Origin of the sequence: Parachitinimonas caeni, assembly GCF_030129945.1 — a bacterium.
GTDB lineage: Bacteria > Pseudomonadota > Gammaproteobacteria > Burkholderiales > Chitinimonadaceae > Parachitinimonas > Parachitinimonas caeni.
Genome location: NZ_JARRAF010000047.1, coordinates 1 through 23,796, shown reverse-complemented (window position 1 = coordinate 23,796; position 23,796 = coordinate 1). Strand labels below are relative to the sequence as shown.

Genomic DNA, 23,796 nt, shown 5'->3' with positions numbered 1-23,796 from the left:
CGCAGGGGCAGTACAGCGAGCGTGGGCTGGACCGGACCACGGGCATTCTGCTCGGCGGCGCCCTGTCTGCCCGCACCACCCGTGAGACGCTGGTGGTGATGATCACGCCGACGGTGGTGGAAGGAGCCCGCTGATGGCCACCCACTTGCTCATTATCGATCGCACCGCCTTGCTGTTGGGCCTTGAATGGCGGGGCATCGTTGGTCGCGGGCGCGCCGAATTGCCGGAGGCCCGCCGGTATGCACGCGAACTCGCCGCCAGTCATGCCTTACGGCTGCAGACCCGGCATGAACTGGATGGCGACGAGAAACTGGACCTGACCTGGGGCTATCTCCCCGCCGAATCGGTACGGCCTCGTGGCAAGCCGCTGGCCGGGGCGGCGCTGTTCTCCGCCTCGATCAGCCAGCGTCTCGCCTTGCTGTTGTGGCGACTGGAGGATGGTCAGGTCTGGCTGGCCGGTATCGTCGATGGCCATCCCTCGCCAACCTTCGATGCTGTCCTCGATGCCGAATCCGCACAGCGCCTGGCGAGTCAATTCATCAGCATGCCAGGTCATCACGATTGCGCACTCTACGGCAATGCTCCCGATCTGCTGCCCGGCAACATTCTGCAGGCCTGGAGCGCCGGCGAGGCGCTGGAAGGCATGGGCAAGGCGGGTCGCCAGGCCTTGCAGTTGCAGGCGCTGTCCCCCCTCCGGCGTCATGGCCCCTGGCTGGGCGCCTTGGCCGCAATCGCCTTACTGGGCATGGGGGTCAAACTCGGTTGGCAGCACTGGCAGGCCCAGCGCGGTCCTGTCCCAACCCAACCCGCACTGACTCTCATCGATCCCCTGCCAGTCTATCAGCGTACCCTGGCCGCAACCGCCGCCGGCTGGCGCCAGGCTCCTGCAGAAGCTTCCGCTCTTCTGGCTCGCGTCCGCCAGCTGCCGCTTGATGTCGGAGGCTGGCAGTTGCAAGAGGTGCAATGCCAGCCAACTTGCGTGGCCCGGTATCACTCTGAACCGATGGCCACTTATGCCACGTTCAAGCCCGGTCAAGCTTTCGCAAGCTTTGAGTTCACCGAGAGCGGAATTGCCGCGACACTGGACTCACACGTCAATGCAACGCCTACGATTGTGCCCGAGAAGATTCCCATGCATCACGACTGGCAGATCAACGGGCAAAGTCGCTGGCAAACGCTTAGCTACATCGGCGTCATGGTCGGCATGCAACCGCTGCAAACCAATTCTCCAGTCATTGCCTTGCCACCACCACCCAAGAATGCCCAATACGGCCCGCTCCCCGCCAGCGTGTCCCCGATCTACCGCCGTGCCTGGCAGTTGTCGGGCCCCCTGGCCCTGTTGTCCGGCGTGATTCAACGCTTGCCGGAACATGCTGTGCTGACCCAGTTCACGGCCAGTTTCAGCGGTGGCAACCCTGCCTTTACCCTGAAGGGAGAACTTTATGTGCGCAACTAACCGTATGAGGTTGAGCTGTCTCGGTCTGATCCTGCTGGCCGGCATCACGCCAGTACAGGCCGAGCTGGTCGATGAGCTGATCAGCAAACAGAGCCAGCTCGTCAATGCCGAGAAGCAACGCAAGATCGACGAGGCCTTGCCCAAGCCCTTGCCCGCCCTGCCGCCGGCGGCGATGCAAGCGGCAGTCTCGGCAACGGGGCTCCCGCTGCCGGCACTGCCCGAGCGGGAACCGTTTGTGCTGGCAATCAGCCGCAGTGGCGGCTTTTATATGGCGGACATCTGGCACAAGGGTTCGGTGGTGACGCTCTCGGCCAATCAACCTTACTTGTCCGCGCTCGGCGACTGGAAGTTGGCAAAGATCAGTCCGTCCCAGGTCGAGCTAGTCCGCCCTGGCAAAGGCAAGTCGCAACAGACCCGGACCCTGGTCCTGGCTCAGGTGGCGGCCGGTCCGGCCGAAGATCCGGATCGGGGACCGGCGGGCTCAGCAACGCTCGCCGCCCCGTCATCAGCCGCCGCCCTGACGCCCATCGGCGTGCCGTCCACTGCCGGTCTGCGCTGAGGGAGGCACCATGGATAGCGTGATCGAACTCGAACCTGATATCGCCCCCCCAGTGCCAGACACCTTGACACCACTGGTAACTGACCGGATTCCTTCTCCTGCCGCGAAGATGAAGGAGATCACAGCAAGGCGAATCGACTACCTCACTGATGTCCCCGATCATCAGGCGGTCCTGACCGGTCCGGGCGGGCTGTTTCCGCTGCCGGGTGACAGCATCAATGAGCTGAGTGCGCTGCAAATTGACGCACGCAGCGTGTGGCTGCTGGTCACCGATGGTCGCGGTGCTTCGCAAGCTACCCTGACCCTGCGCGGCCGCCTGGAGTCAGCGGGCCTGCACATTGCCTGTCATCTGCCAGCCTCGACCAGCGTGATCCAGGCGCTGAACATTGGAGAGCGCGCACGCAGCCAGACACTGCCCGTCCACTCCAACGCCCAGACCCTGTTCTATGAGCTGATCTGCGACACGATGCGACATCAGGCCACCGACCTGCATCTGTGTATCCGGGGGAGCAGTGGTCGTGCGCTAATCCGGCAGCACACCAGAGTGGTCTCGATGCGTCAGGTCTCCGGCCAGCAGTTGGTCGGGGTCTGTCATGCCGTGTTCAACACCATGAGCCAGGCCGACTCCCAGTCGCAGAACCAGTTCAGCCCGGACTCCAAATCGCTCGATACCGTGCTGGAGATCGATGCCAACGACCAGCGGGTCAAACTGCGATTTCAGTGGGTAAAAACCTTCGACGGCGGTGACGCAGTATTCCGGGTGCTGCCGATGGCCAGCGGTCGTGAAGTGGTGGATACCAGTCACAGCAAGGTGCCATCGCTGGCCGATCTGGGGTATGCGCCTTCGCACGTCGAGCTGCTGGAACTCGGGAGTGCCCGCAACAGTGGTCTGATCGCGGTCTGTGGGGTGACCGGTTCCGGCAAGTCAACCACCATCCGCACCTTGCTCAGCACCGACCCTGATCGAGCCAGCCGCAAGCGCTACAGCCTGGAGGATCCGGTCGAGTACAAGATCTATGGCGTGTCGCAGATTGCCGTGAAGCGGGCGCATGCCGGTGATGACTCGGAAATGCTGGCGATGGCGAATGCCCTGCTGCGGGCCGATCCCGACGACGTGATGCTGGGTGAGGTCCGCACCCGTGAAATGGGCCAGACGCTGGAGCTGATGGTCCTGTCTGGCCACCGGGTCTACACCACCCTCCATACCGCGTCGGCGTTTGGCGCCATCAAGCGCCTGGGATCGGATGTGATCGGCATCAAGCGGGAAGTCCTCAGTGACCCGAATTTTCTGTCGCTGCTGATTTATCAGGCCCTGCTGCCTACCCTGTGCCCGCACTGCAAGCAACCTGCCGCCGATCAGCTGGGGGACAAGCTGGATGCTCAGCTGCGGCGCTTCGGTCTGGATCCGGCCCGCCTGTTTGTCGAAAAGCCGGGCGGATGCGGACAGTGCCAGGGTCTCGGCGTCGCCGGCCAGACGGTCGCCGCCGAAGTGGTAGTCCCGACGGCCCCCATGCGACGGTTGATTGAAGCCGGCAAGCTGGGCGAAGCGGAGACTTTGTGGAGGCAGAGCCGACGTACCGGCTTTGACCATCCCGACATGACCGGCAAAACCGCCTTTGAGCACGCGCTGTACAAAGTCGCGCAAGGCCTCGTCGATCCGCGAGAAGCACAGCGACCATTCGCTCCCTATGCGCTGCACGAAATCGTGGAACCCACCGGCGGGAGGCTGTCATGAACCTGTCAGATCTCTGGAGTGTCGAAGGCCGTTCCCGTCTGCGTTTCAATGCCATGCGTCACGAGTGGTACGAGGACTTTGCTGACCATCTCGATGACGGTGAACCGGTGGTGGAAGGTATCCGCCGCGCCGCCCGCCGGGCTCAGGAGCGGAAAACCGGCCTGGATCCGGTGTTCCGGACCTGGCTGGCCGGCCTGGCCAGTAAACCGCTGAGCGAGGCGGCTCGGGTAACCGTACCCCCGACCGACGTGATGATCCTCGGGGCCTACGAGCGCCTGCACCAGCTGTCCACAGGCATGCGCTATCTGGGGAGCTTCATCCGCGAACAGCTGAAGATCAAACGAGCGCTGACGCTCGCGCTGATCGGCCCCGCCGTCGCTACCACCATCATCACGCTGTTGCTGATGATGATCAGCTTCAAGGCAGTGCCGATGCTGGCCCGGTTGCTCCCCCCCAGCGAATGGCACCGCGCAGCGTGGCTTCTGTTGCAGGTTGCCGATCTGGTGTCGAACTGGGGCTGGCTGCTGGCAACGCTGAGTGCCTGCCTGGTGGTGACATGGTGGTTATCGTTGGATCGCTGGGCGCACCCGCTGCGTCTGAAGCTGGACCACTGGCTGCCACTCTACGCCTGGCGGCGCGAGGCGCAGAGCGTGATCTTTCTGAACGCCCTGCAGGCTGTCCTGCAGAGCCGGCCCGGCCTGGTCAAGGGACTGCGCATCGTCCGCGCCAATGCCAGCCCCTGGCTGGCCCTCTACATCGACCGCATGCTGTTCAACATCGAGCGCCGCAACCTCGATGGCGCTCACGCGCTGGATGTCGGACTGTTCAGCCCACGGTTGATGGACCGGATCCTCGATTTCAGCGGCCGTAACGGCTTCGAGCAGGCTCTGGCCAAGCTGGCCGCGCAGGAGTTTCAGCGCCTGGGTCGCTCTCTCGAAAACGTCACCCTGGTGATCGGCTATGTCTCTCTGGGCGGCATCGCCCTGATGCTGATCCTGATGATCCTCGGTTTCGGCGATATCGCGCTGTCACTCAAAGCCAAGTTCGACGGCATGAGCCGACACTGATCCTTTCCTAACACGTTCCTGAATCGCAAGGAGATTCCCATGCGCATGATGCCCCTGCAGTTGGTCACACTAGCAAGCGCTAGCTTGTTTTCTTTGAATGCGTCAGCCCGTGACTGTACGGACACGGATCTCACCCCCTATCACCTCGACCGGATTGAATTCGGTTGGCAACCGGCCGAGGTCAGTGCCTTTCTGCTCTGCGAGCCCAGCAGTGTCAGTGACGGGGAGATGGATCGTCTGAAGCGGCCGGTCCGCTTTGCAACCTGGTCCACGAACAGCAAGAGCCTGGTCGTGAAGTTTGTGAATGGTCGGGCGATCGACAAGCACGGCTATCGTCTCGAATGGCTACCACCCCAGCCCCAGCCCGTGCCCCCGGCCAGTTATGACAGCGCCAGCCACATCCTGAGCGTTCCGGCGATCGAGGTTCGGGCGTCAGGCAGTGGCAGTGCCACGACTTCGCCGGTTTCTCCGGTCGGTGTCCCAACCGGGAATGGCGGCAGCTCGTCTGGCAGCAGCAGTTTGCCGGGACTCAGTCCGGCACCGGGGCGCTATGTCGAAGCACGTCTGCTGTTCAATCCGGATGGTAGTTGGCGTTGGCTTTCCGCCAGCAGCGATCTGCACTACCCACTGAGTCAGACCGGTGGCGTGGTGATTGCCCGCTACGACTGGAGCCGCACCGCGCCTGCTGTGCTCGACAGCGGTCTGAATCTGTTGACGCTGCCGGCATTGACTCTGGATGGCGTGGCCAATGGCCCGCTCATGGTGAAGGCCAAACCGGAAGGCAGCTGGTCGGTGTATCGGGCCGGACAGGCTGACGCCGCCTTGCTGCAATCCGGTGTCATCAGTGCCTATGCCGGTATCGGCCCCCGCACGATCTTTACCTTGCAGGACGCCGGCCAGCACTACGCCTGGCGCGGTGGCAGTGACTGCAATTTTCCGGCCAGTGCGGATAGCCGGCCCTTGCTGTCCGCCGCCCGACCAGCGACCGGCACCCCCGGTCAGCCAGGTTATGTCCCTGAGCAAGCCGCCGTGTATGGCCCTCCCGCCATCGCACCGATTCCTCCTGCCAGCATTTATCGCATCGACAACGACTTCCTGCTGACCCTCGGCGGCAGTCGTGACAGTTGCTCAGTGCAACGCCTGTTCTGATTTTCCCCGTCCGTCCAAACCAAGGAGCTTTACCATGAAACAGATTAAATCCACTCGCAATCAAAAGGGTTTCACCCTGGTTGAACTGGCGATTGTTGTCGCCGTCGGCCTGATCCTGGCCGCGCTGGGCTGGACCTTCCTGCCCGACATCATTGGTGGGAACTCCGCCAAGAAAATGATCACAGCGATCCAGAAAGCCGTCCCCTCGATCCAGACCCACTTCAGTCGTCAATCGCAGGTGCCGAATACGGCGTTCACCGATCAGGTGGCACAGTGGCAGCTGGTGCCCGCAGATATGATTTCGGGTAACAACGTCGTCACCGAATGGGGTAACTGGACCTTCGTGGGTACGGCCGCCTCCAACACCATCACGTCCACGCTTAACAACGTCCCCAACCGCGAATGTCGCGACATTGTGCGCGAGATGAATACCCGCACTTACCGGACAGTCAGCGTCAACAACAACTCGCTGAAAGCGGTACCGGGTGCGCAGATCGATCTGAACGAAGTGGCAAAACAGTGTGCCAGTGACGCCAACACCATCGCCTTCAGTTTCAGCAAGGGTTGATCGGCCACGGGGTGGCGGACGCCACCCCCAACGAGGGAGAGACAGCATGCGAAGACGACAAAGCGGTTACCTTCTGGCAGAAATGGCCATCGCCGTTGCCGTGATCGGTACGGTGGCCTGGGCCGGCAACTGGTGGATGGATGCCCAGATCGAGGAGGCTTTTGACGACGCCACTTTGGCTATCGGAAATGGTCTGCGGGAGTACAACGCGGCGCTCGGCGCGTACCAGACGCAATATTTTCAGAACCTGCTACTGGACAAGGATGTGGTCCGTTGCCAGGTCGATCCGCAGAACCGACCCATCGATGCGGCTGGCCAGGTGACCGATGGCCTGAACTGCGCCCCGCAGCTGGACGCCTCCGGCCAGCCGGTGCGCTTACTGGCCGGTACCGGCGAGACCAAGCGTCCCAGCCAGGCCAAGCTGCAGGCGCTGGGCTTGCTGCGGTCTGACTTCCCTGCAACCTGGCGGATGCCCCACTACCTCGTGGATATGCCGTTCGAGTCCGTCATCCGCAAGACACCGGCCTGTCCGGATCCAGTCCCTCCCGGCACCACCTTGCCATCAGGCTGTGGCTTGGAAAGCTTCGCCTGGCTGCCAGCTCAGGTAGTGCAGGAAGCGAACAATGCGCAGCTGGACCTGCGGCGGATCGGCTGGGTCGTGCGCAAGCTCGGGCACCTGGCCGCATCGAATACCACGGCTGGCGATCTGAAACGATTCACGGGACTTGATGATCGGGTGGTGGTCGATGGTAAAACCTGGCCCGAGCTGCGACCGTTTACTTTTTATGCCGGCTTCCTCGGCATGCGCAATGGCTACGCCAGTCAGGGCTACAGCGAATTCCTGAGACGTGACGGCACGCTGGAAATGACCGGCGACTTAAACGTCGGCGGTCATCGGGTGGTCAATGTTGGCGGCATCGAGTTTGCCGAAACCTTCACGCCGCGTATCGGCGAGCCGTGCAATCTGAATAGCATCGATGCTGCCACCCGTCTCGTCATCGATCCGCCTACAGGACCAGACACCCGCGAACGCAAGCAACGCCGATTCATGGCCAAGCCCGGCACGATCGGCAGCATTCAGCTCGACAAACCCACCGCCGCAGCCAACCAGAATTACGCCTCGGGCATGTTGCTGGCCTGCAGCTACGACCAGAACCGGACCACCGATCCGAGCAAGCCACAGTTTTCGTGGTTGAAGGCGACGGGTGGGGTGTCGGGTCAGGAAGAGGCAATTGCCGGGATGATGGACGGCTATGAAACCAATGCCAACTACTCGTGCTGGCCGGACAACATTCCGGGAGGGGGGGCAGCCAGTCAGGTATCCACCAATTTCTCCAGCAGCATCCCTTCACATGGCATCCCATTCTGGAACCAGAATCCGAACAATCCGTACAACATGAACTATGGCTTGAGCTATTTGAAGGCGCTCATGATGGGGGGGAAGGTGTTGATGTATGCGAGGCAGGTGCAGCCGCAGTATGGAGGAGGAAGCATGAATAGATGGATCCTCGCTGGAATTGGAGAAGGATATGATCCAACGTCTGATTACACTTTCTTCACCACCGCTAGTAACGGTGCAGTCCCCGTCGCTATCCCAGCCTACGACAACCAAATCGGCACTTGGACTTGTCGAGTACCAGGATACTTGAATCGAATCACAGGAAAAATAGAGGGTGATCCACAAATGAGCGCATTTTCCTCATTCTGGTTCGGCCCTAACGGTGTGTTCTATTCCGCTGGCGGTACCCGCTGGATTACTGCCAATAAAGGCACGCAAAACACCCCTGAGTTTTCGAAGCAAGAAACGCTTTCCGAGGTACCCTATCAGGTGAATGCGGATGATGCTAGCAAGAGCAGTCTTAAAGTCACCGTCCCAGTTACCCATTGCTCTTCCAACTCAGTCAACGGAATCAACTACGTCGAATCCTGCACCACTGGTAACACCGAAGTCAGCGTACGTGGTCAGTACCGCGATCAGACTACTGATCGTGTAGATACTAGCGGTAATGTGAAACCTGTCTGGTATCAAACCCCCATCTCTGTCACACAGACCTTCTCCTGGCGCCGCAAGACCACCTGTACCGATGCGTCAGGCAAACCCTACGACTGGAGTCTGGCACCCAGCCTGACCCGACGAGCCCCCAGCATCATCTATTGTCAACCAGGCTTTGACTGAGGAGATCATCATGTCGATTCGCATCCTTTGGATTGCCGAGAAACTCTCTTTGGCCGAAGCCGTTGGCAAAGTCATTGGCACCGCCCAGTACAACTGGAGCGAGGCCAAGACCAAGCAGCACAATATCATTGGAGATCAACATTTTTACTGGCTAGATGGGCATGCTTTCGAGCAGGCGGAACCAGATGCCTATCTGCCCGACGACATCCCGCTCACGACAACGGGCAAGAAACGCTGGCGGGCCCAGGATCTGCCCATCTTGCCCCGGCAATGGAAGATCCAACCGAAGCCGCAGAAACAGGCCCGCTTGAAGCTGCTGGAGAATGCACTACGCCAATGCAGTGTTGTCTACCACCTCGGCGATCCGGACGAGGAGGGGCAACTGCTGGTCGATGAGGCTTTGGACTACTTCAGTTATCGTGGGCCCGTCAAACGAGTACTCATCAACGACTACAACGAAATAAAAGTAAAACAGGCGCTCAACAACATCCGAGACAATCAAGAGCCACTATTCCAGGGCTGGTCTCGCTGGGCACTCGCTCGCAGCCGGTATGACTGGCTGCTCGGCATGAATGCCACACGGGCCATGACGCTTCGGGGTCGTCAGCTGGGTTTTGAGGGGCTATTGCCGGTCGGCAGTGCCCAGACACCTCTACTCTTTATTGTGCGGGAACGGGATCGGGCGATCGAGTCGTTCAAGCCCATCCCATACTTCGCCCTCAATGCGGTGATCCAGCATGCTAACGGTGGATTCAAAGCCAGCTGGCAGCCACGGGACAACCAGGCGGGGTGCGATGAGGAGGGCCGGCTAGTCGATGCTGCGGTCGCTGATGCCCTGGTCAAGCACCTTAGTGGACAGCCCGCCCACATCAAAGGTTATAGCCAGACCGCCAAAGACCAACCACCTCCGCTACCGTTGGCAATGGACGAGTTGCAGATGGAGGCCTTCGCCCAGTTTGGTTATGACGGCCAAACCGTGTTGGCGGCCGCCCAGAAATTGTACGAAACCTATAAGGTCACCACCTACCCTCGAACCACCAACCGCTATCTCAGTGAGGCCCAGCATGCCGAGGCCCCTACCATTCTGGCCAGCGTATTCCAGCTACGGCCGGATCTTGCGGCGCTTGCCCCCCTACTGGACACCCATCGTAAGTCCGCCGCCTTCAATGACAAACATATGGAAGGAACGCCACATCACGGTATCGTGCCGACGATTCCAGAACAGGCGACCGCCCCCGCCAACTGGACGGAAGCAGAGCGCAATATCCATGATCTGGTAGTTCGTACCTACTTGGCACAGTTTGCCGCGCCTTATCGTTATCAAGGCACCCGGGTGGAGGTCGCAATACAGGATGAGGACTTCGTGGCCACTGGAAATACGCCAATCTCTCCTGGCTGGAAGGCGGTCTATGCCGAAACCGAGGGAGAGAATTCGAGCGATGGGGAGTCGACCAGTCCCGCCAGCCAGACCCTGCCCCTTATGCAACAGGGGGACATCGCCCAGTGTAATCAGTGTGAGGCGACGGCCCGCAAGACCACACCGCCATCCCGTTTTGATGACAAGTTGCTGACCGAGGCTTTAAAGAACGTGCATAAATACGTGGTGGATGCTTCCGCCCGTCAGCGCTTGAAAGACGGCGACGGGATCGGCACCAGCGCCACTCGCGCTCCGATGATTGCGGATCTGAAGGAACGCGGACTGCTGATTCCGGTCAAGCCAAAATCCAAGAAGCTGATGACCTCACCAGCCGCACGGGCCTTGATCGACGCATTGCCATCATCTGTGAAAGACCCGGCCACCGCAGGGGTGTTCAAGCAAAGACTGGATCAGATCAAGCAAGGTGCGCTGACACTGGAAGCGTTCCTCGATGAGACCCGTCAGTGGGTCACTGAAGTGGTCACCGAAGCCGCCACCCTGCCCATGGCACTCCCCGTCAAGCCGGGTGAGACCTGCCCCAAGTGTCAAACCGGCCAACTCAAGCGCAAAGTCGGAGAGAAGACCAAACAGGCCTGGTGGTACTGCAGCAACTGGAATGCTGAGCCGAAATGCGATGCCCGGTTTCAAGACGAAGCCGGTAAACCTCAGCTCAATCCATCGGCCGAGATTCCCTGCCCCAAATGTCAGAAAGGCCAGTTGCGGCGCAAGCAGAACGAGAAAGGGGCGTTCTGGTTTTGCACCCAATGGAATGCAGATCCGAAGTGCGACGCCCGCTACGCCGATCAGAAGGGTCAGCCGGATATGAGTCCACCGCAACTCTGTCCCAGCTGTCAGACCGGTGAACTACGCAAGCGGGAGGGTAAGTCCGGGCCGTTCTGGTCTTGTTCCAACTGGAATCGGGCCGAAAGCCCATGTAAGGCCAGCTATGCCGATCGAAAAGGCAAACCTCTGTTTGAGACGATCACTTGTCCCAGCTGTGGACAAGGTGAATTGAGGCAGAGAAAAGGGATTAAAGGGATGTTTTGGGGATGTAGCAACTACGGAAAGGAGGTCAGTGCATGTAGTGCAACGTTTCCGGACAAGGCGGGAAGACCGGACTTCGCGACAGCCAAGCCTGCCAAGGCAGTTTGACCAATCATCGTGACAAAGAAAGGCCCTTGACAATGAATCAGCTAATTCTTGGTAACTTTTTCTATAGCCTGGGATTGTTCCTATTTCTGTACCTCTGTGGAAGTGACCCCAACACCGCCAGCTTGGTCGACTTGATGCACATGGTACGACGGTCTGAAACACATGCAGTATTGGCCATCCTCACAATTATCTTGATCGCCTTCGATGTTGTAGGCGGATGGAGGGCGCCTGCTTCGGCGGTCGCAGCGGAACCGGCCACCGAGACATAAGCAGAAAAAAGCCCAACCTTTGGCAGGTTGGGCTTTTGAACTTTGCGCTCTTTACAGACCGCTCTCAGCGTAGACCCGGTCGTATTCCAGAGGCCCTTTTGCGGGCTGGTAGGCTACCCAAACTTCACTGCCCGCATACTGACTCATATCCAGATTTTGCAGAACCTCGAGTACTGTGTAATCGGCTGTCAACATCAATTGCTTATGGGCTACCAAGTGGTCCATCTGACCATCCCAAGGCTGCCAGCCCTGGTTGGTATTGAGATACCAGCCCAGATCTCGACCCTGATGCACGACATGTGCCGCCACAAAAACGTCGGCCCTCTGACCAAGATACCGGCTGTCGCCCCGGAATCTGGCTTGGAGGCTACGCCCGGTCACAGTCCCACTGGCTTGAGCGACGACGCTACGGCGGAAGTCGGTTGGAGCTGCCTCGGCACTCAGTGTGAATTTAAGGGTCAGCTTTGTCTGGAACACATCCTGCGTCACCCCACCATTGTTGGCGATGCCATCACTATAAAATTGGCCAGGGGTTAACTGATAAGCTAACGTCACTTCACCTAAACCAACTTTAAATCGCTTCTCGAAGGTCCCATCTTCGTTAGCTACTGGCTTTAAGGCCAAACCGTAAGTTAGATCGTTAACATTACACGTAGCAGGAACAAATTTCCCGTCAATTACGTAGTTTGTATTGCAACTTGCGTCGGTAAACAGCTTTCCTGTTAATTCGAACATCGGTTGACACCGTTCTGCATCATCTCCCACAAATCGATAACTCAATGGGAAAGCAGTCGACATTAAATTTGGCGTATATGGCGCTTTACCATACTCAAAGCCATAAGCTTTTATAGCAGGGAGAGCGCAAACACCGGTTCCAACAGCCCATACCCCCGGCACGCCTCCATACTTACGGAAAGCACTGGGATTCCACTGGTTACCGTCTACATATGGCCCTTTTAGCACATCAGGGTCTTTATTAATTCTGTAACTTTGCCAATCCGCATCCTCCCCGGTCAACCGACCGCCGAGGGTGATCTGCACCTTACCATCTGCACCCGCCGCAGCACCGTAAACAGTCATGCCTTCGACGTAGGGTTGGCCATTGATGGTGATCTGGTCGAGTTTGACCGCATGAGCGGTCGTCATGGCCAACAGGCCAGCACCGATACAAGTAGCTACTTTGATGAGATGGTTTTTCATGGTGATCCCCTCGTGATGCGCAATCTGTCAATTTGACTGCATGATCATCATAGCAGCCAAATCATCAATCTGTGCCAGACGCGTCTGGCAGCGCGAGGGTTTTTAGCCAACCCAGAACTGGATCAGCGCGGTCATCGTGTTGCATGACCAGTGGGTACTACAGTTCCCAGTGTAGGTTCAGTTTCGTCGAAGCTCAAGTGGGAAAATTCCCATCTACACCATCAGGCTGATGAGGATTTTGGGCGAATTAACCGCCAAACCGATAGACTCGCTGCTAGCGAACCAAGCCCAAATGGAGCACAATGTAGCCACAATGAAGCTCGAGGTACTTGCAAATGGCCACCAGCAATGATGTGGTTCGCGCCCGGATTGATGGGCATATCAAAGAGGAAGCCACCAACGTGTTGGCAGGAATGGGATTGTCCGTATCAGACGCCATTCGCGTCCTGCTCACCCGCATTGCCGCTGATAAGGCGCTTCCTTTCGATATCAATCGCGTGCACGCCCAAACCAAAAGCAAGGGGCCATGAGCTTCTACCGGAATTGCGCCAACAACATTTGAGCCAAGGCCTAAACGCATGGATCGCATACAGCAGCTCAACTACGAAAAGGACTTCCGCATTGCCTTCCTGGAATCCAAGGGGGACGTGTTTCAACGGCTGTTTGAAAAGCTGATGTCGAAAGCACACCCCAACGATTTCCAAGCTTGCCGGCCTTGGGGTAATGTTGGGGACCGCAAGAACGACGGGTACCTACCTTCCGCGCGAGTCCTATTCCAGAGCTACGCCCCTAATGAATTGAGCGCCGCCGACGCCGTCAAGAAAATCAACGAGGATTTCGAAGGTGCCAAGGCGCACTGGGAAAAGTATTTTGATGAGTGGACCTTCGTCCATAACGCACCCGACGGTCGCTTGGGACCTCATATTATTGAAGCGCTGGCTAAACTCAGGCAGGCGAATCCAAACATCAAAATCAGCCATTGCGGCTACGAGGAAATGCTGACGAAGTTCCGGCAATTAAGCTTGCAGGATCTTGAATCCTGGTTCGGCCCATCACTTACGATGGAGGCGAACATCAATCTAGGCTTCAGCGATCTGGCAGCCGTACTCAACCATATCAGGATCACGCCCTTTCCCGCGACGAGCGAGGTTAAGGACGTGTCACGTGGAAAAATCGAGGCAAACTTCTTGTCTCAGGCTGTTGCCGATTTTCTGAAGATAGGCATGCAGAAGTCGCCGCTTGTGGCACAGTTCTTCAATAACTGGAAGAACCCTACCTACGGTGAACAAATCGCACAGGCATTCAAGGATGAGTACCTGAGATTACGGGACAACATTCCACCGCTCCATCCTGACGAGATATTCGGTCGCCTGGAGGCGTGGGCGGGTGGCACGGCGAATACCACGCCTGCGCATAAGGCAGCAGTATTGGCCGTGATGGCATACCTGTTCGACAAATGCGAGATTTTTGAAGACGCTCAAACGTTGGGTGCGACATGATCCTGCCCTCCAAACATCTACCGCAGGATCGAGCACTACTTACTGTCGGCGCGCAGGTGTTGACCTTTTTGGCGCGCCCCAAGACTGTCTCCGCGCTATGGGAGGAGTTAAGCAGACATGACAGTGTTCCGGACACAATGCCTCGGCGAATTACCTATGACTGGTTTCTGCTCACCCTCGACCTCCTGTACGCCCTTGGAACCATCGAACTTGAAAGCGGCCTAGTGGCACGGAAGACTGCATGATTCATCATCTTTTCAGCACACTGCCTAGCTTCAAGCATCTTGGCGAGCTGAGGCCCGGCCTAAACGTGCTACTCGCCAAAAAAGCGGTAGGTGCCACCACCAAGCAAACACGCAATCGCGCTGGAAAAACCAGCTTTGTCGAGTTAGTGCATTTTCTGCTTGGCGCCGATGCCGGCCCAGACTCGATTTTCCGCACACCGGAACTGACCGAACATACCTTTGGTTTGGAATTTGATCTGAAGTCAGAGCGAACGGTTGTCGAGCGCAGCGGTGATGCTAAAGCCAAATTTTTCGCGACAGTCCCTCCTGCCGGAAAGATCAAGTTCTCAGCCAGCGAGTGGTGTACATTCCTTGGCGAACAAATGTTTGGACTAAGCAGCCTTGAAGCTGCAGGCAGCAAGCCGCCTTCCTTCCGGTCGCTGTTTGCCTACTTTGTACGCCGACAGGAGAGCGGTGCCTTCATGACGCCGGACAAGCAGGCAGCGCAGCAGGGAACTGGTGATATTCAGATGGCGTTAATGTTCCTGCTCGGATTGGACTGGCAGATTGCCCGGGATTGGCAATCCGTACGTGACCAGGAGAAGACTCTCGTACAGTTGAAGAAAGCAGTCGGAAAAGGAGCGTTCGGTTCAATCATCGGCAAGGCCGCCGACCTGCGCACAGAGCTAACCATTCAGGAAGCTCGTCTCAAGAAGCTTCAAGCGGAACTTGGAAACTTTCAGATTTTGCCGGAGTACCGGGAACTGGAAGTCGAAAGCGCCAGCTTGACCCGCCAACTTAATGAGCTGGCCAACGCCAATACCATCGACTTCTCAGCGATTCGTGATTTGGAAGGCGCGCTGGCCTTTGAAGTGCCTCCGGACCACGAAGATCTGCAACTGGTTTATGAAGAAGCAGGTATTGTGTTACCCGGCCTAGTCAAGCGTCGCTACGAGGACGTGAAGAGCTTCCATGAATCCGTGGTACGGAATCGCAAAGACTATCTGTCCAGCGAACTCGAAGCCGCAAAGCTTCGTATCGAGCTGCGCGACAACAAGAAGGTCCAGCTAGACCGACGACGCCAAGAGATCCTTGGCATTCTCAGCAGCCATGGTGCGCTCGAGCAATTTCTCAAACTGCAAGGAGAACTTGGGAGACTAGAATCCGAAGTGGATTCGTTGCGACGGCGTTTCGAGGCAGCGGAGCAGCTTGAAGGTACTAAGAATGAATTGGCGATCGAACGCAATCGCCTCACCATCCGCCTGCGGCGTGACTTTGCTGAGCAGAAGGAGCGACTGTATGAAGCCATCGTCGCCTTCGAGGAAATCTCTCAACGCCTGTATGAGTCGGCCGGTAGCATGACGGTCGATGAAACCTCGAATGGACCGGTCTTCAAGTTTCCGATGCAAGGTCAGCGCAGTAAGGGCATCAAGAACATGCAGATTTTCTGCTTCGACATGATGCTTATGCGCTTGTGTGCCAAGCGGCAGATGGGGCCGGGATTTCTGATCCATGATAGCCATCTATTCGATGGAGTCGACGGTCGTCAGGTGATCAGCGCGTTGCGTCTTGGCTCGGAGATCGCGCAAGAGTTAGGTTTTCAGTACATTGTGACAATGAATGAAGACGATGCTTTCAAAGAAACCATCGACGGCTTCGACCTGAATGACTATGTACTTCCCATGCGATTGACTGATGCAACGGATGATGGCGGGCTGTTTGGCATCAGGTTCTAATGCGCAATAACGTAGACTTCCTCTCTGTGCTAAACCTCAGAGAGGAAATCACCCGTCCACCTACCACTCAAACGCCGGCCACTCATCCTCACCAGGGAAGGTCTCCGGCGGCAAAATGCCGGGCTGCAACGGCTTACCTGTCCCCACCACCAGCTGATAGGCCGGGTGCAGGGTTTCGATCACCCGGTGCAGCTTGCTCAGGCGCTGCCTCGGGCTCAGTCCCACAAAATAGGCACAGCGGCTGTGCAGGGCGTCCTCCAGCTGCGGATAAGGACTGACCGCAATCTGGCGTACCGTCTGCAGGATGTCTTCCGCCGTCGCCGGCACCACCTGGCGCAGTGCCGATTCCACCGCATGTTCCAGCTGATACAGCAGTGCCTGATCCAGTTTGCTGCTCGGCAGATCGGCCAGGGCCTGCCGCAGCTGGCCGGTTTGCAACAGGATATACGGCCACAGGATCTCCACTCCGTATATCGTCAGGCGGTCGTCGAGACCGACATCGAGGACTTCCCGCTGGCGCTGCCCTTCATACGCCTTGCGCAGATCATAGGCCAGCCCCAGCACATAGCCTTCCTTATCTTCGATCAGCGCACTCTGTTCGACCAGGCTATGTACCAGTCCGTGCAGTTGGCGCAGGCTATACCCATCGCCCCACAGGGTGAGGCCGGTATGGTGCCGATTAAGGCGGGCATTGAGCATGGCTAAGACTCCGGGGGATCGAGGAAAATGGAGGCCGCTCAGGCTTTCGCGGTGGCCACGGCCAGCTTGAGCACGGGCCTGGCCGGTGTCGACGAGGCGGGGTGGGTGGACTCCGGCACCGCCGGGGCGCCGGCCACCGCGGCCTCTGCCGCCTGCTTGCGCAATTTCCACGCTTTGCGTTGCTGGCGGAAGGCCTGGCGATGGGCATCACCGCCTTCGAGCGCGTCCTTGGCCGCCGCGATATCCCAGGGCCGGATGGTAGTACCGGCGCTGCCATCCAGCCGTACCCGTCGGCCACCCGCGGCAATTTGTTGCCGATACGCGGCTTCCCGGGTGAGTTCGCCCAGCAAGGCCACCAGGCTGGCCAGACCGGCCTCGTCCAGTCCCAGCGCGGTGCGGATCTTCTGATGGATATTGATGTCGAGGGGGGCGATCGGGCTGCGGTCGAACAGGCTGGGCCAACGCTCGACCAGTAAACGCTGCAGGGTGTCTTTGTCCATGGCTTCCTCCGCCGGGGCGTGATGGGGCTGCCGCCTTTTGGCTGGCGGTCATGAAATGTATTCTGCCCCCATTGAACGGCAACCTTCCAGTACTTGGCGACAGCGGCCTGATCGTTCTATCATTGCCGCAACACCCGTCATCTGACGGACCCTATTTTCGCTCGGCGCCCAGCCCGCACTGCAGCCCTCGCACAGAAAAATGAGAACCGTGCGATGCGCAGGTGGTCTCGACCCGAGAGCGGTCATCGCACACCACACGGAGTTTATCGTGCGACGACTGCTGCCTGCTCTACTTTCCCTGTCTTTTGCTACCCCTGCCTTTGCTGACAGCCTTACCCCGGTGCAGCAGGTTTACCTGCCATTCGCCCTGGGTCAGGCCACAACCATGGCCGAGCGCTACGACGTCCATAAAATCCAGGCCGACAACACTATCCCCTGGATCTGGGTCAATCCTCGTTCGGTCCCCGGCCAACCCGCACTGAATTGGAGCACCGTTGCCCCTCGGACCACCCTGCGTCAGACCGTATTGATCCCCCCCGGGGTGTCGATGGTGACCTGGTACGTCAACAGCTACTGGTTCACCGATCAGTTTTTCGGATCCAGCTGGGACGGTATCCCACAGCACTATGCGTTCCGGGCCCAGAACGGTGCCGTTTATCCCCCACGCGAAGCGGACGGCAGCATTGCCGATGAGGTCAATCGTGAACCACGCTGGTTGCTGGTCGACGCTGAAAACCGCGATGCCCAGGCCTTCGAGTTCGGGCAGTTCGACTGGCAATTCGTGGTCAAGGATCGACAGGCGTACGAAGCCTGGTTACGCAAACGCCCCTGGTCGTCCCTCTACGATGGCAGCAAGGGTCAGACCTGCGACGGGGTGGCGGGGTCCACCTGGACGGTTTGTCATCAGGCTCCCAATGGCACCGGCAGTTCGGGAAGTGGTACCGGCACGCCTCCCGACAAAGGCGGCGGCACCCCTGGCTTCAAGAACATCACAACCGTTGCGGGCCAACACGGCGTCAAGCGACAGGCCGAGAGTCTGTACAAGCCGGTTGGACGTTTCTCTACTCAAGATCCCTTGATGATTCAAGCCGCGTTGAGCATCCCAGACGGTGATCAAGGTCAGGTTGCCGATCTGATTGCCGTTGCCGCCTACGGCGAAGGCAAGTACCTGGCCTTGTCACTGGTCGATGGCTGGAAGCCATGGAATGGCGATCTCAAAGCCTTACCCAAGGCCGATCTGGAGTATCTGGATAAAGTGGCACGCATCAACGTCTATATCGGCACCCTGCCGGCTGGCGAGTATTTTGTTTATTCCGGTTATCGCCTGACCGACAAACCCGAACAGATCATGACCGGGACACCGATTGCAGTGCAGGTGCAGTGATGCCGGAAGCAAAGACGAAGCATCAATACGACGACCGCGAGGATGGCCTGCTGTTTTGCAGGGTTTGCCATGGAGGGGAAGGCGCCTTACCCAGCGAATGCCCAGGCTCCCCCATGACGGCAACGCAGCAAGCGGATGTCTATTCGAGGCGATGTGATTACCAGCAGGGCCAGTGGCTACCGATTGCCACATAGACAAGCACCTGCCAACACGCATGGCTCAATAGGACAATGTTCCACTCGTTTTGGTTGTTTCGAGCTAAAAACAACCGCTGTTGAATGACCGTCAGCCCCTGAAACGGATCGCACTGTTGTGCGGGGTATTCTCGACTCCTGGCATTACTTTGCTATCTCTCTACCGGCCCAGCCGGTAACTCGCCCTGGCGGCTTCCTCCGCTCGGGGGCCGCATTGCTACCCCCAAACTGGAGAAGCCTTATGAAACTTACCACTGAGCAACAAGACTTAGTGACCTTCGATTTGGTTGTTTTCCCAGAAATGGGCATCACCTACATTGATGACAAAGAATCAGACAGAATTCACTTTGCCCGATACCTGTTGGAGGGTGGCGAACCATCCTACACAGTTACGTTCTTTTACCGCAGCCAAGTTGTCGCCAAATTTAAAAATTTGGACACCGACACGCTAGCCGACACGGTCGGCGATAAGAATGCGCTGAAGATCGCAGGCTCTGACAATGGCATCCTGCATGGGAACGCCCTACATAACGAGTATGGCCTTAGCTCAGAAGAAGTCGACCGGCGCATCCTCGCAAAGGAGGAGCGCAAAGAGCGCGAGTTCAAAAGCACGTTGGTTGGGTCGGCCCAGACTTAATGGGAAGCATTTGATCACGCCACATGTTTCTCCATCATCTATCTCTAAGCAACCCGAAGTGTTCGGAATGACCTAGAAAACCGATCGCACATTCGTGCGGGGGTGTTCCCAGTTCCTGGCGTTACTTTGCTGTTCTCTTTTCGGCCCAGACGGCACTCGCCCCATCCCGTGCTATGCCCGGCTGATGCAGGTCATCGCTCATTAATCTCACCTCTGCAGTGCCCGGCATCCGCCGGGCCTGCAGTCTTCCTTTTCTCCGCATTATCAAATTCAACATTCTTCTTTGAAGGAAACGATTCATGGCCAAACCATCAATAGACACTTATGCACGCGTTAAAGGCATGCATCGGAAATTCCTGTTTTGCGAGGAAATCAGCATGACTGGAGATATGACTGGAATTGTTCACCCGAATGGCATGGAGTTGTATTTTACGCCCCGCTCCGCGCAAACCATCCTCGGTCTCGCCGCGTTTGCTCAGGCCCGAGGCCTGAAAACCTTAAGCACTACAGACTTGCAAACGGACCACAGCAATGATGACTTTTTGGCATTTTTATCCTTCCCAGACCATCTCTCCGAAGATGAGAAAATTGACTTGTCTCGTTTGTTCGAGAGTAGCAACTTCAGGGTTGATGTCACCCAAGCAACGTTCCGGGTCACCATCGTCATTCAGCGCAATAATGAGATACATAACGAGGCCACAACCAGGTTACTGGATCTCTCCAGTCTGGCTGCGGCATTCAATTTGCCAATGCCCGCCGATGTCGATAAGACAGATCGGAACTATGCGAAGATTGTGCGGAAACTTTTGGACAATTCTGAGTATACCGACCGAAAGATTCCTGAAATTGCAAAACGTGCCTGTAGTGCAATACAGCAATTGCAGATCGAGCGAGCGCGCGCCATTAAGGCGCTGAATGTCATTCAACAAGCGATGATACAAGCCAACCACCTCACAACATCAGGAGAAAACGATGATTGAGTCCGGAGAGTTCCGTAGCGCGTCAGACGACGAAATTGAAGTGCGTGTCAATCTGGTCCAAAAAGGATCGGCCATAGAATACAGGCCTTTACTGTTGAATGACCCCAATGAGCCCTTGGAATGGAAATCTACCCCTTTTCAGGCGGCTGAGGTACACAGTGAGGATCAAGCTTTATCCTTGGTTTCGCGCTGGCTTGAAACATCGTACGGTGACTAAGCTGAGCCATCTTTAGCTCACCATTTCGCCCGACGAGAATTATCTCAATGGAGGAATTTCAAATGGGAAACTACAGCGACCTTATTCTTTATCTTGTTTCCGAAGGAGAAGTAACCTTAGCCGACCCAGAAACTGAATGGGATGGCACAAATAGCATCTTGGTGGCAGCTACATCCGAGGCTGCAGCACTCAAGGTAGCCACTGCCTATGATCAAGAAGAAGTTGAAGTGGGCAATCTTGCTTGGAATGGGGCCACCATTGCTGTAGTCACATTGATCGACAAACACACTGGATTGTATGCCTAAGTTTTTGGGGTATCCGTAATACGAAGTACTACCTTTCCATTCAACCCGACGGGAATCACCCGTCGGGTGTTCTCCCGTTGCCAAAGGAGAACACAAATGAATTCCACCACTCCGCAATTTGAAAACACGATCTCTGTCCAATTCGCGTCACGCTGGGAAGAAGGTCAAATCACCACATCAGCACTGCTGGATCTTGATACGGGCATCGTATCGGCTATCGATCAGTCCGGAGATGGCGACCATTACCAGCATCTGATCGGCCAGTTCATATTGATCGGCGATAAGGAAATAGCAGTACAGCTGGAACCTGATGACAGCTACCGAATTGATGCTCCAGCTTTAGCTGCTATCAGAGACGAAGCGCTCACAGAGAAAGACTGCAAAGCGGAATGCCACCAGTTTTTTAAAGGGGATCCACTTAAGGCGAGTCTGTTCTGGAGCGAGTTGGTTAATTCCGTTGAGTCACTCACCACTCTGGCAGACCAGCACGGTGCACGTACCTTGGTTGATTTGATGTACCTTCAAAATGCAATTCTATCAGGAGGCTTCATTGACTCAGATCCCGACGAGTCCTCGGTCCAGCAGATCGTTATGGCATTACCCTCGGCCGATCACTGGTTGATCTACATCCAGGTTACACAGCCTTACATGATGCAAGTGTCTGCGGATGTGCCTCAAGGCGGAGCTACATCGAAAGGGATAGGAAACCCACTTTCAATAGCCTTTGAGGTTACCGAAATCGATGTCGCCAATGTACTGCGTCAGCACGCTGTTCGCGTCCTGAACGCAAACGGTCGATCTTTCAATAGCATGGCAGAAGACCTGATTGCCACTTTGAATCTGGACGCCATCTCGGCAGCTGCCCTCGATGTTGGCACAAGCCTTGAGGACCAGACTACTGCCGCGCATGAAGAAATCGCCAGGCAGTTGATCGATCGAAACATCTTGAAAGGGGAATCACCGCCATCGTTGATGACAGATGCACAGTACCTGTCAGTCAAAGGTACAAAATGTCCCCGATGCCGACTTTCGGAGATCAAAGGGGACTCGGTCGAAATCGATGGTGGTACGGCAACTCAGGATTCTGTCTGCAGTCACTGTGGATTTGAATGGACGGACGTCTACGGACTAGTTGGATACACAACCAACTAGACCAGATCCTCTCCATAACCTTATCAACCTGCGGGTACTCGCTACCCGTCAGGGAGCGCTCCGCGAGCAACAAGGAGCTTTAAATGGATCCGAATCACGATGGGAAATTGCCTTCTCCGGATGCTAAAAGCAGCTTATCACCACGTTCGATGACATATGGTGACGGCCAGGCAATCATCTTGCTTGTCGCCGAACGAATGGGGCTGTCTCCATCACATCTGGAAGATGCGATGCGCCAGCTCCGTAGGGAAGTAATCCATCCGATGACTGGTGCGGCAATTGAGAAGGAAGCGATGCGTGTGTCCAATTCGATCCGGCATGATGTTTCGCTGGTGAGATTGGCAAACGACATTTCCAACGAGTTTAAAGCGAAGTTTGGCTTTGTTCCTGCACCTTACATGACAGGCGAGCAGTAACACGACGTTTAACCCTGGCGGGGTACATCCCCGCTTGGGGGGACTCCGCGATTTATTCAAGGAGCATCGAATTGACAGAAGCGCGAAAATACAATGATCACTTAACTAGAGCTGCTCGCAGCGAGGCTGATCTTCTGACAATCGCCTACATGGCTCTGGGCTTCGGCAACTTCTGCCAAGCATACAGGGCCGAACATGGTTTCTACCCTGAATGGAATGGGCACCTCGAGGCAATGGACGAAATGATCGGCTTTGCGCTTCTGGCCGATCAAGTAGCCGATTGTTTTGACGAAGAAGGCCACCCTGGGGTCTGGCTATATGAGATTGCAGAGCCTTTCGGTGAGGCCCTAGCGCGATGTATTTTCGATGGGTCAATGAGGGCATGCTGCGCAAAGGCACAAGCAGGCAAACTCTTGCGAGACCTTATGGTTGGCATGCAATACAGTGCACAGGCGGTGGACGCGGCATTGATGCATGCTGGCGTGTCTCTGCCGGTATGCCGCGAACCCAACTATCAGTCACCCATTCCAAAGACGTAGCACAGCTTGGCATTGCAACAAGCCACGGCTGTTCGAGTTTGGAGGTGCCGGGTACTTTACCGGCACCTATGTTTCTGTTGGCGATTCATCCACCCAAGTTGTTGAATTTGGAGAGAGCCTTGAAGCCGCACTGTCGCTGCAGGATGCTGATAAGGCGGCTGAAATCCTTCGAGAGAAGGTTGGAAACTACCTTGCTGGCATTTACGACGAATAATCTCGTGATGTAATTCGCGCCAGTTGCGCGAATTGCTGTTTGTTTGAACAGTTTTTGACGCCGCATTCCCCCTCTTAGCGCCTTAAGCCTGAGCGCGCCGCGCGAAAGGCGCAAGAGGGGGTCAAGGCGTCGCCGCCGTCAGGTGGCTTGCTTTTGCTTCTTACGCGCATGTTCTTCAGTGCCTTGCCGCTCGACATAGGCTTTCACGGCTTCCAGCGTCGCACCGCCCACGGTGCTTACGAAATACGCTCGATGCCAGAACAAAGGCTTCCAATAAAACTGCTTGAGGTGTTCAGCAAAACGATTGCGGGCGCGGCGCGCACTGGCGGTCTTGAGATTGTTGATCAGGATG

At 57.0% G+C, this 23,796-nt stretch carries 24 protein-coding genes; 20 read left to right on the top strand and 4 right to left on the bottom strand.

Features of this window, described 5'->3' with window-relative positions; all coding sequences use genetic code 11:
• Positions 1 to 133: 133 nt before the first annotated feature.
• The 8 genes from PZA18_RS21955 to PZA18_RS21920 are packed head-to-tail and all read left to right on the top strand — an operon-like array spanning position 134 to position 11,279.
• Positions 134 to 1,456 carry a type 4b pilus protein PilO2 gene (locus PZA18_RS21955; RefSeq protein WP_284103037.1) on the top strand — a complete coding sequence of 441 codons (1,323 nt, stop codon included), beginning with the start codon at positions 134 to 136 and terminating at the stop codon, positions 1,454 to 1,456.
• A gap of 4 nt (positions 1,457 to 1,460) precedes the next feature.
• Entirely contained in the window at positions 1,461 to 2,015 is a 555-nt protein-coding gene (locus PZA18_RS21950) for a hypothetical protein (protein WP_284103036.1), read from the top strand.
• A gap of 10 nt (positions 2,016 to 2,025) precedes the next feature.
• Positions 2,026 to 3,750, top strand: coding sequence for a GspE/PulE family protein (locus PZA18_RS21945; protein WP_284103035.1), 1,725 nt, complete (start codon positions 2,026 to 2,028; stop codon positions 3,748 to 3,750).
• Positions 3,747 to 4,817, top strand: a complete 1,071-nt coding sequence (locus PZA18_RS21940) for a type II secretion system F family protein (RefSeq protein ID WP_284103034.1) — start codon at positions 3,747 to 3,749, stop codon at positions 4,815 to 4,817. Before PZA18_RS21945 ends, PZA18_RS21940 begins: the two co-directional genes overlap by 4 nt.
• Positions 4,818 to 4,856: 39 nt before the next feature.
• The gene (locus PZA18_RS21935; RefSeq protein ID WP_284103033.1) at positions 4,857 to 5,966 is read left to right on the top strand and encodes a hypothetical protein; all 1,110 of its coding nucleotides are present in this window, start codon (positions 4,857 to 4,859) and stop codon (positions 5,964 to 5,966) included.
• A 34-nt stretch (positions 5,967 to 6,000) separates the two neighbouring features.
• Complete coding sequence (locus tag PZA18_RS21930) at positions 6,001 to 6,534, top strand: type II secretion system protein (protein ID WP_284103032.1); 534 nt, start codon at positions 6,001 to 6,003, stop codon at positions 6,532 to 6,534.
• Between the two features lie 46 nt (positions 6,535 to 6,580).
• Positions 6,581 to 8,710, top strand: coding sequence for a hypothetical protein (locus PZA18_RS21925; RefSeq protein WP_284103031.1), 2,130 nt, complete (start codon positions 6,581 to 6,583; stop codon positions 8,708 to 8,710).
• A 10-nt stretch (positions 8,711 to 8,720) separates the two neighbouring features.
• Positions 8,721 to 11,279, top strand: a complete 2,559-nt coding sequence (locus tag PZA18_RS21920; protein WP_284103030.1) for a DNA topoisomerase — start codon at positions 8,721 to 8,723, stop codon at positions 11,277 to 11,279.
• A 320-nt stretch (positions 11,280 to 11,599) separates the two neighbouring features.
• Here PZA18_RS21920 and PZA18_RS21915 read toward each other — a convergent pair whose 3' ends face one another.
• The gene (locus tag PZA18_RS21915; protein ID WP_284103029.1) at positions 11,600 to 12,748 is read right to left on the bottom strand and encodes a hypothetical protein; all 1,149 of its coding nucleotides are present in this window, start codon (positions 12,746 to 12,748) and stop codon (positions 11,600 to 11,602) included.
• Positions 12,749 to 13,083: 335 nt separating this feature from the next.
• Here PZA18_RS21915 and PZA18_RS21910 point away from each other — a divergent pair, with 335 nt between their 5' ends.
• From PZA18_RS21910 to PZA18_RS21900, 4 genes are read left to right on the top strand one after another with little or no spacing between them, the layout of a single operon-like run.
• Complete coding sequence (locus PZA18_RS21910; protein ID WP_284103027.1) at positions 13,084 to 13,278, top strand: type II toxin-antitoxin system RelB/DinJ family antitoxin; 195 nt, start codon at positions 13,084 to 13,086, stop codon at positions 13,276 to 13,278.
• Between the two features lie 48 nt (positions 13,279 to 13,326).
• Positions 13,327 to 14,247 carry an ABC-three component system protein gene (locus tag PZA18_RS21905; protein ID WP_284103026.1) on the top strand — a complete coding sequence of 307 codons (921 nt, stop codon included), beginning with the start codon at positions 13,327 to 13,329 and terminating at the stop codon, positions 14,245 to 14,247.
• Positions 14,244 to 14,492: an ABC-three component system middle component 6 gene (locus PZA18_RS25015; RefSeq protein WP_308447444.1), complete on the top strand. Its 249-nt coding sequence runs from the start codon at positions 14,244 to 14,246 to the stop codon at positions 14,490 to 14,492. The genes PZA18_RS21905 and PZA18_RS25015 overlap by 4 nt, the downstream gene beginning before the upstream one ends.
• The gene (locus PZA18_RS21900) at positions 14,489 to 16,207 is read left to right on the top strand and encodes an ABC-three component system protein (RefSeq protein ID WP_284103025.1); all 1,719 of its coding nucleotides are present in this window, start codon (positions 14,489 to 14,491) and stop codon (positions 16,205 to 16,207) included. The genes PZA18_RS25015 and PZA18_RS21900 overlap by 4 nt, the downstream gene beginning before the upstream one ends.
• Positions 16,208 to 16,267: 60 nt before the next feature.
• Here PZA18_RS21900 and PZA18_RS21895 read toward each other — a convergent pair whose 3' ends face one another.
• A complete protein-coding gene (locus PZA18_RS21895) occupies positions 16,268 to 16,906 on the bottom strand; it encodes a DUF6904 family protein (RefSeq protein ID WP_284103024.1) in 639 nt (212 codons plus the stop codon).
• A gap of 38 nt (positions 16,907 to 16,944) precedes the next feature.
• Complete coding sequence (locus tag PZA18_RS21890; RefSeq protein WP_284103023.1) at positions 16,945 to 17,406, bottom strand: ProQ/FINO family protein; 462 nt, start codon at positions 17,404 to 17,406, stop codon at positions 16,945 to 16,947.
• Between the two features lie 268 nt (positions 17,407 to 17,674).
• Between PZA18_RS21890 and PZA18_RS21885 the strand changes: the two genes are divergently transcribed.
• From PZA18_RS21885 to PZA18_RS21850, 8 genes are all read left to right on the top strand, one after another.
• Complete coding sequence (locus PZA18_RS21885) at positions 17,675 to 18,790, top strand: hypothetical protein (protein WP_284103022.1); 1,116 nt, start codon at positions 17,675 to 17,677, stop codon at positions 18,788 to 18,790.
• 435 nt (positions 18,791 to 19,225) lie between these two features.
• Positions 19,226 to 19,621 (top strand): hypothetical protein, encoded by a 396-nt coding sequence (locus PZA18_RS21880; RefSeq protein WP_284103021.1) that lies wholly within the window; start codon positions 19,226 to 19,228, stop codon positions 19,619 to 19,621.
• A gap of 299 nt (positions 19,622 to 19,920) precedes the next feature.
• On the top strand, positions 19,921 to 20,601 hold the full coding sequence (locus tag PZA18_RS21875) for a hypothetical protein (RefSeq protein ID WP_284103020.1): 681 nt from the start codon (positions 19,921 to 19,923) through the stop codon (positions 20,599 to 20,601).
• A complete protein-coding gene (locus PZA18_RS21870; RefSeq protein WP_284103019.1) occupies positions 20,594 to 20,818 on the top strand; it encodes a hypothetical protein in 225 nt (74 codons plus the stop codon). Before PZA18_RS21875 ends, PZA18_RS21870 begins: the two co-directional genes overlap by 8 nt.
• Before the next feature lie 62 nt (positions 20,819 to 20,880).
• The gene (locus PZA18_RS21865; protein ID WP_284103018.1) at positions 20,881 to 21,123 is read left to right on the top strand and encodes a hypothetical protein; all 243 of its coding nucleotides are present in this window, start codon (positions 20,881 to 20,883) and stop codon (positions 21,121 to 21,123) included.
• Between the two features lie 96 nt (positions 21,124 to 21,219).
• Positions 21,220 to 22,275: a hypothetical protein gene (locus PZA18_RS21860; RefSeq protein ID WP_284103017.1), complete on the top strand. Its 1,056-nt coding sequence runs from the start codon at positions 21,220 to 21,222 to the stop codon at positions 22,273 to 22,275.
• An 83-nt stretch (positions 22,276 to 22,358) separates the two neighbouring features.
• The gene (locus PZA18_RS21855) at positions 22,359 to 22,691 is read left to right on the top strand and encodes a hypothetical protein (protein ID WP_284103016.1); all 333 of its coding nucleotides are present in this window, start codon (positions 22,359 to 22,361) and stop codon (positions 22,689 to 22,691) included.
• A 71-nt stretch (positions 22,692 to 22,762) separates the two neighbouring features.
• Entirely contained in the window at positions 22,763 to 23,230 is a 468-nt protein-coding gene (locus PZA18_RS21850; RefSeq protein ID WP_284103015.1) for a hypothetical protein, read from the top strand.
• Between the two features lie 352 nt (positions 23,231 to 23,582).
• Here the strand turns inward: PZA18_RS21850 and PZA18_RS21845 are convergent.
• Positions 23,583 to 23,796 (bottom strand): transposase (locus tag PZA18_RS21845; protein ID WP_284103014.1); only part of this gene is annotated, 214 nt, incomplete at its 5' end.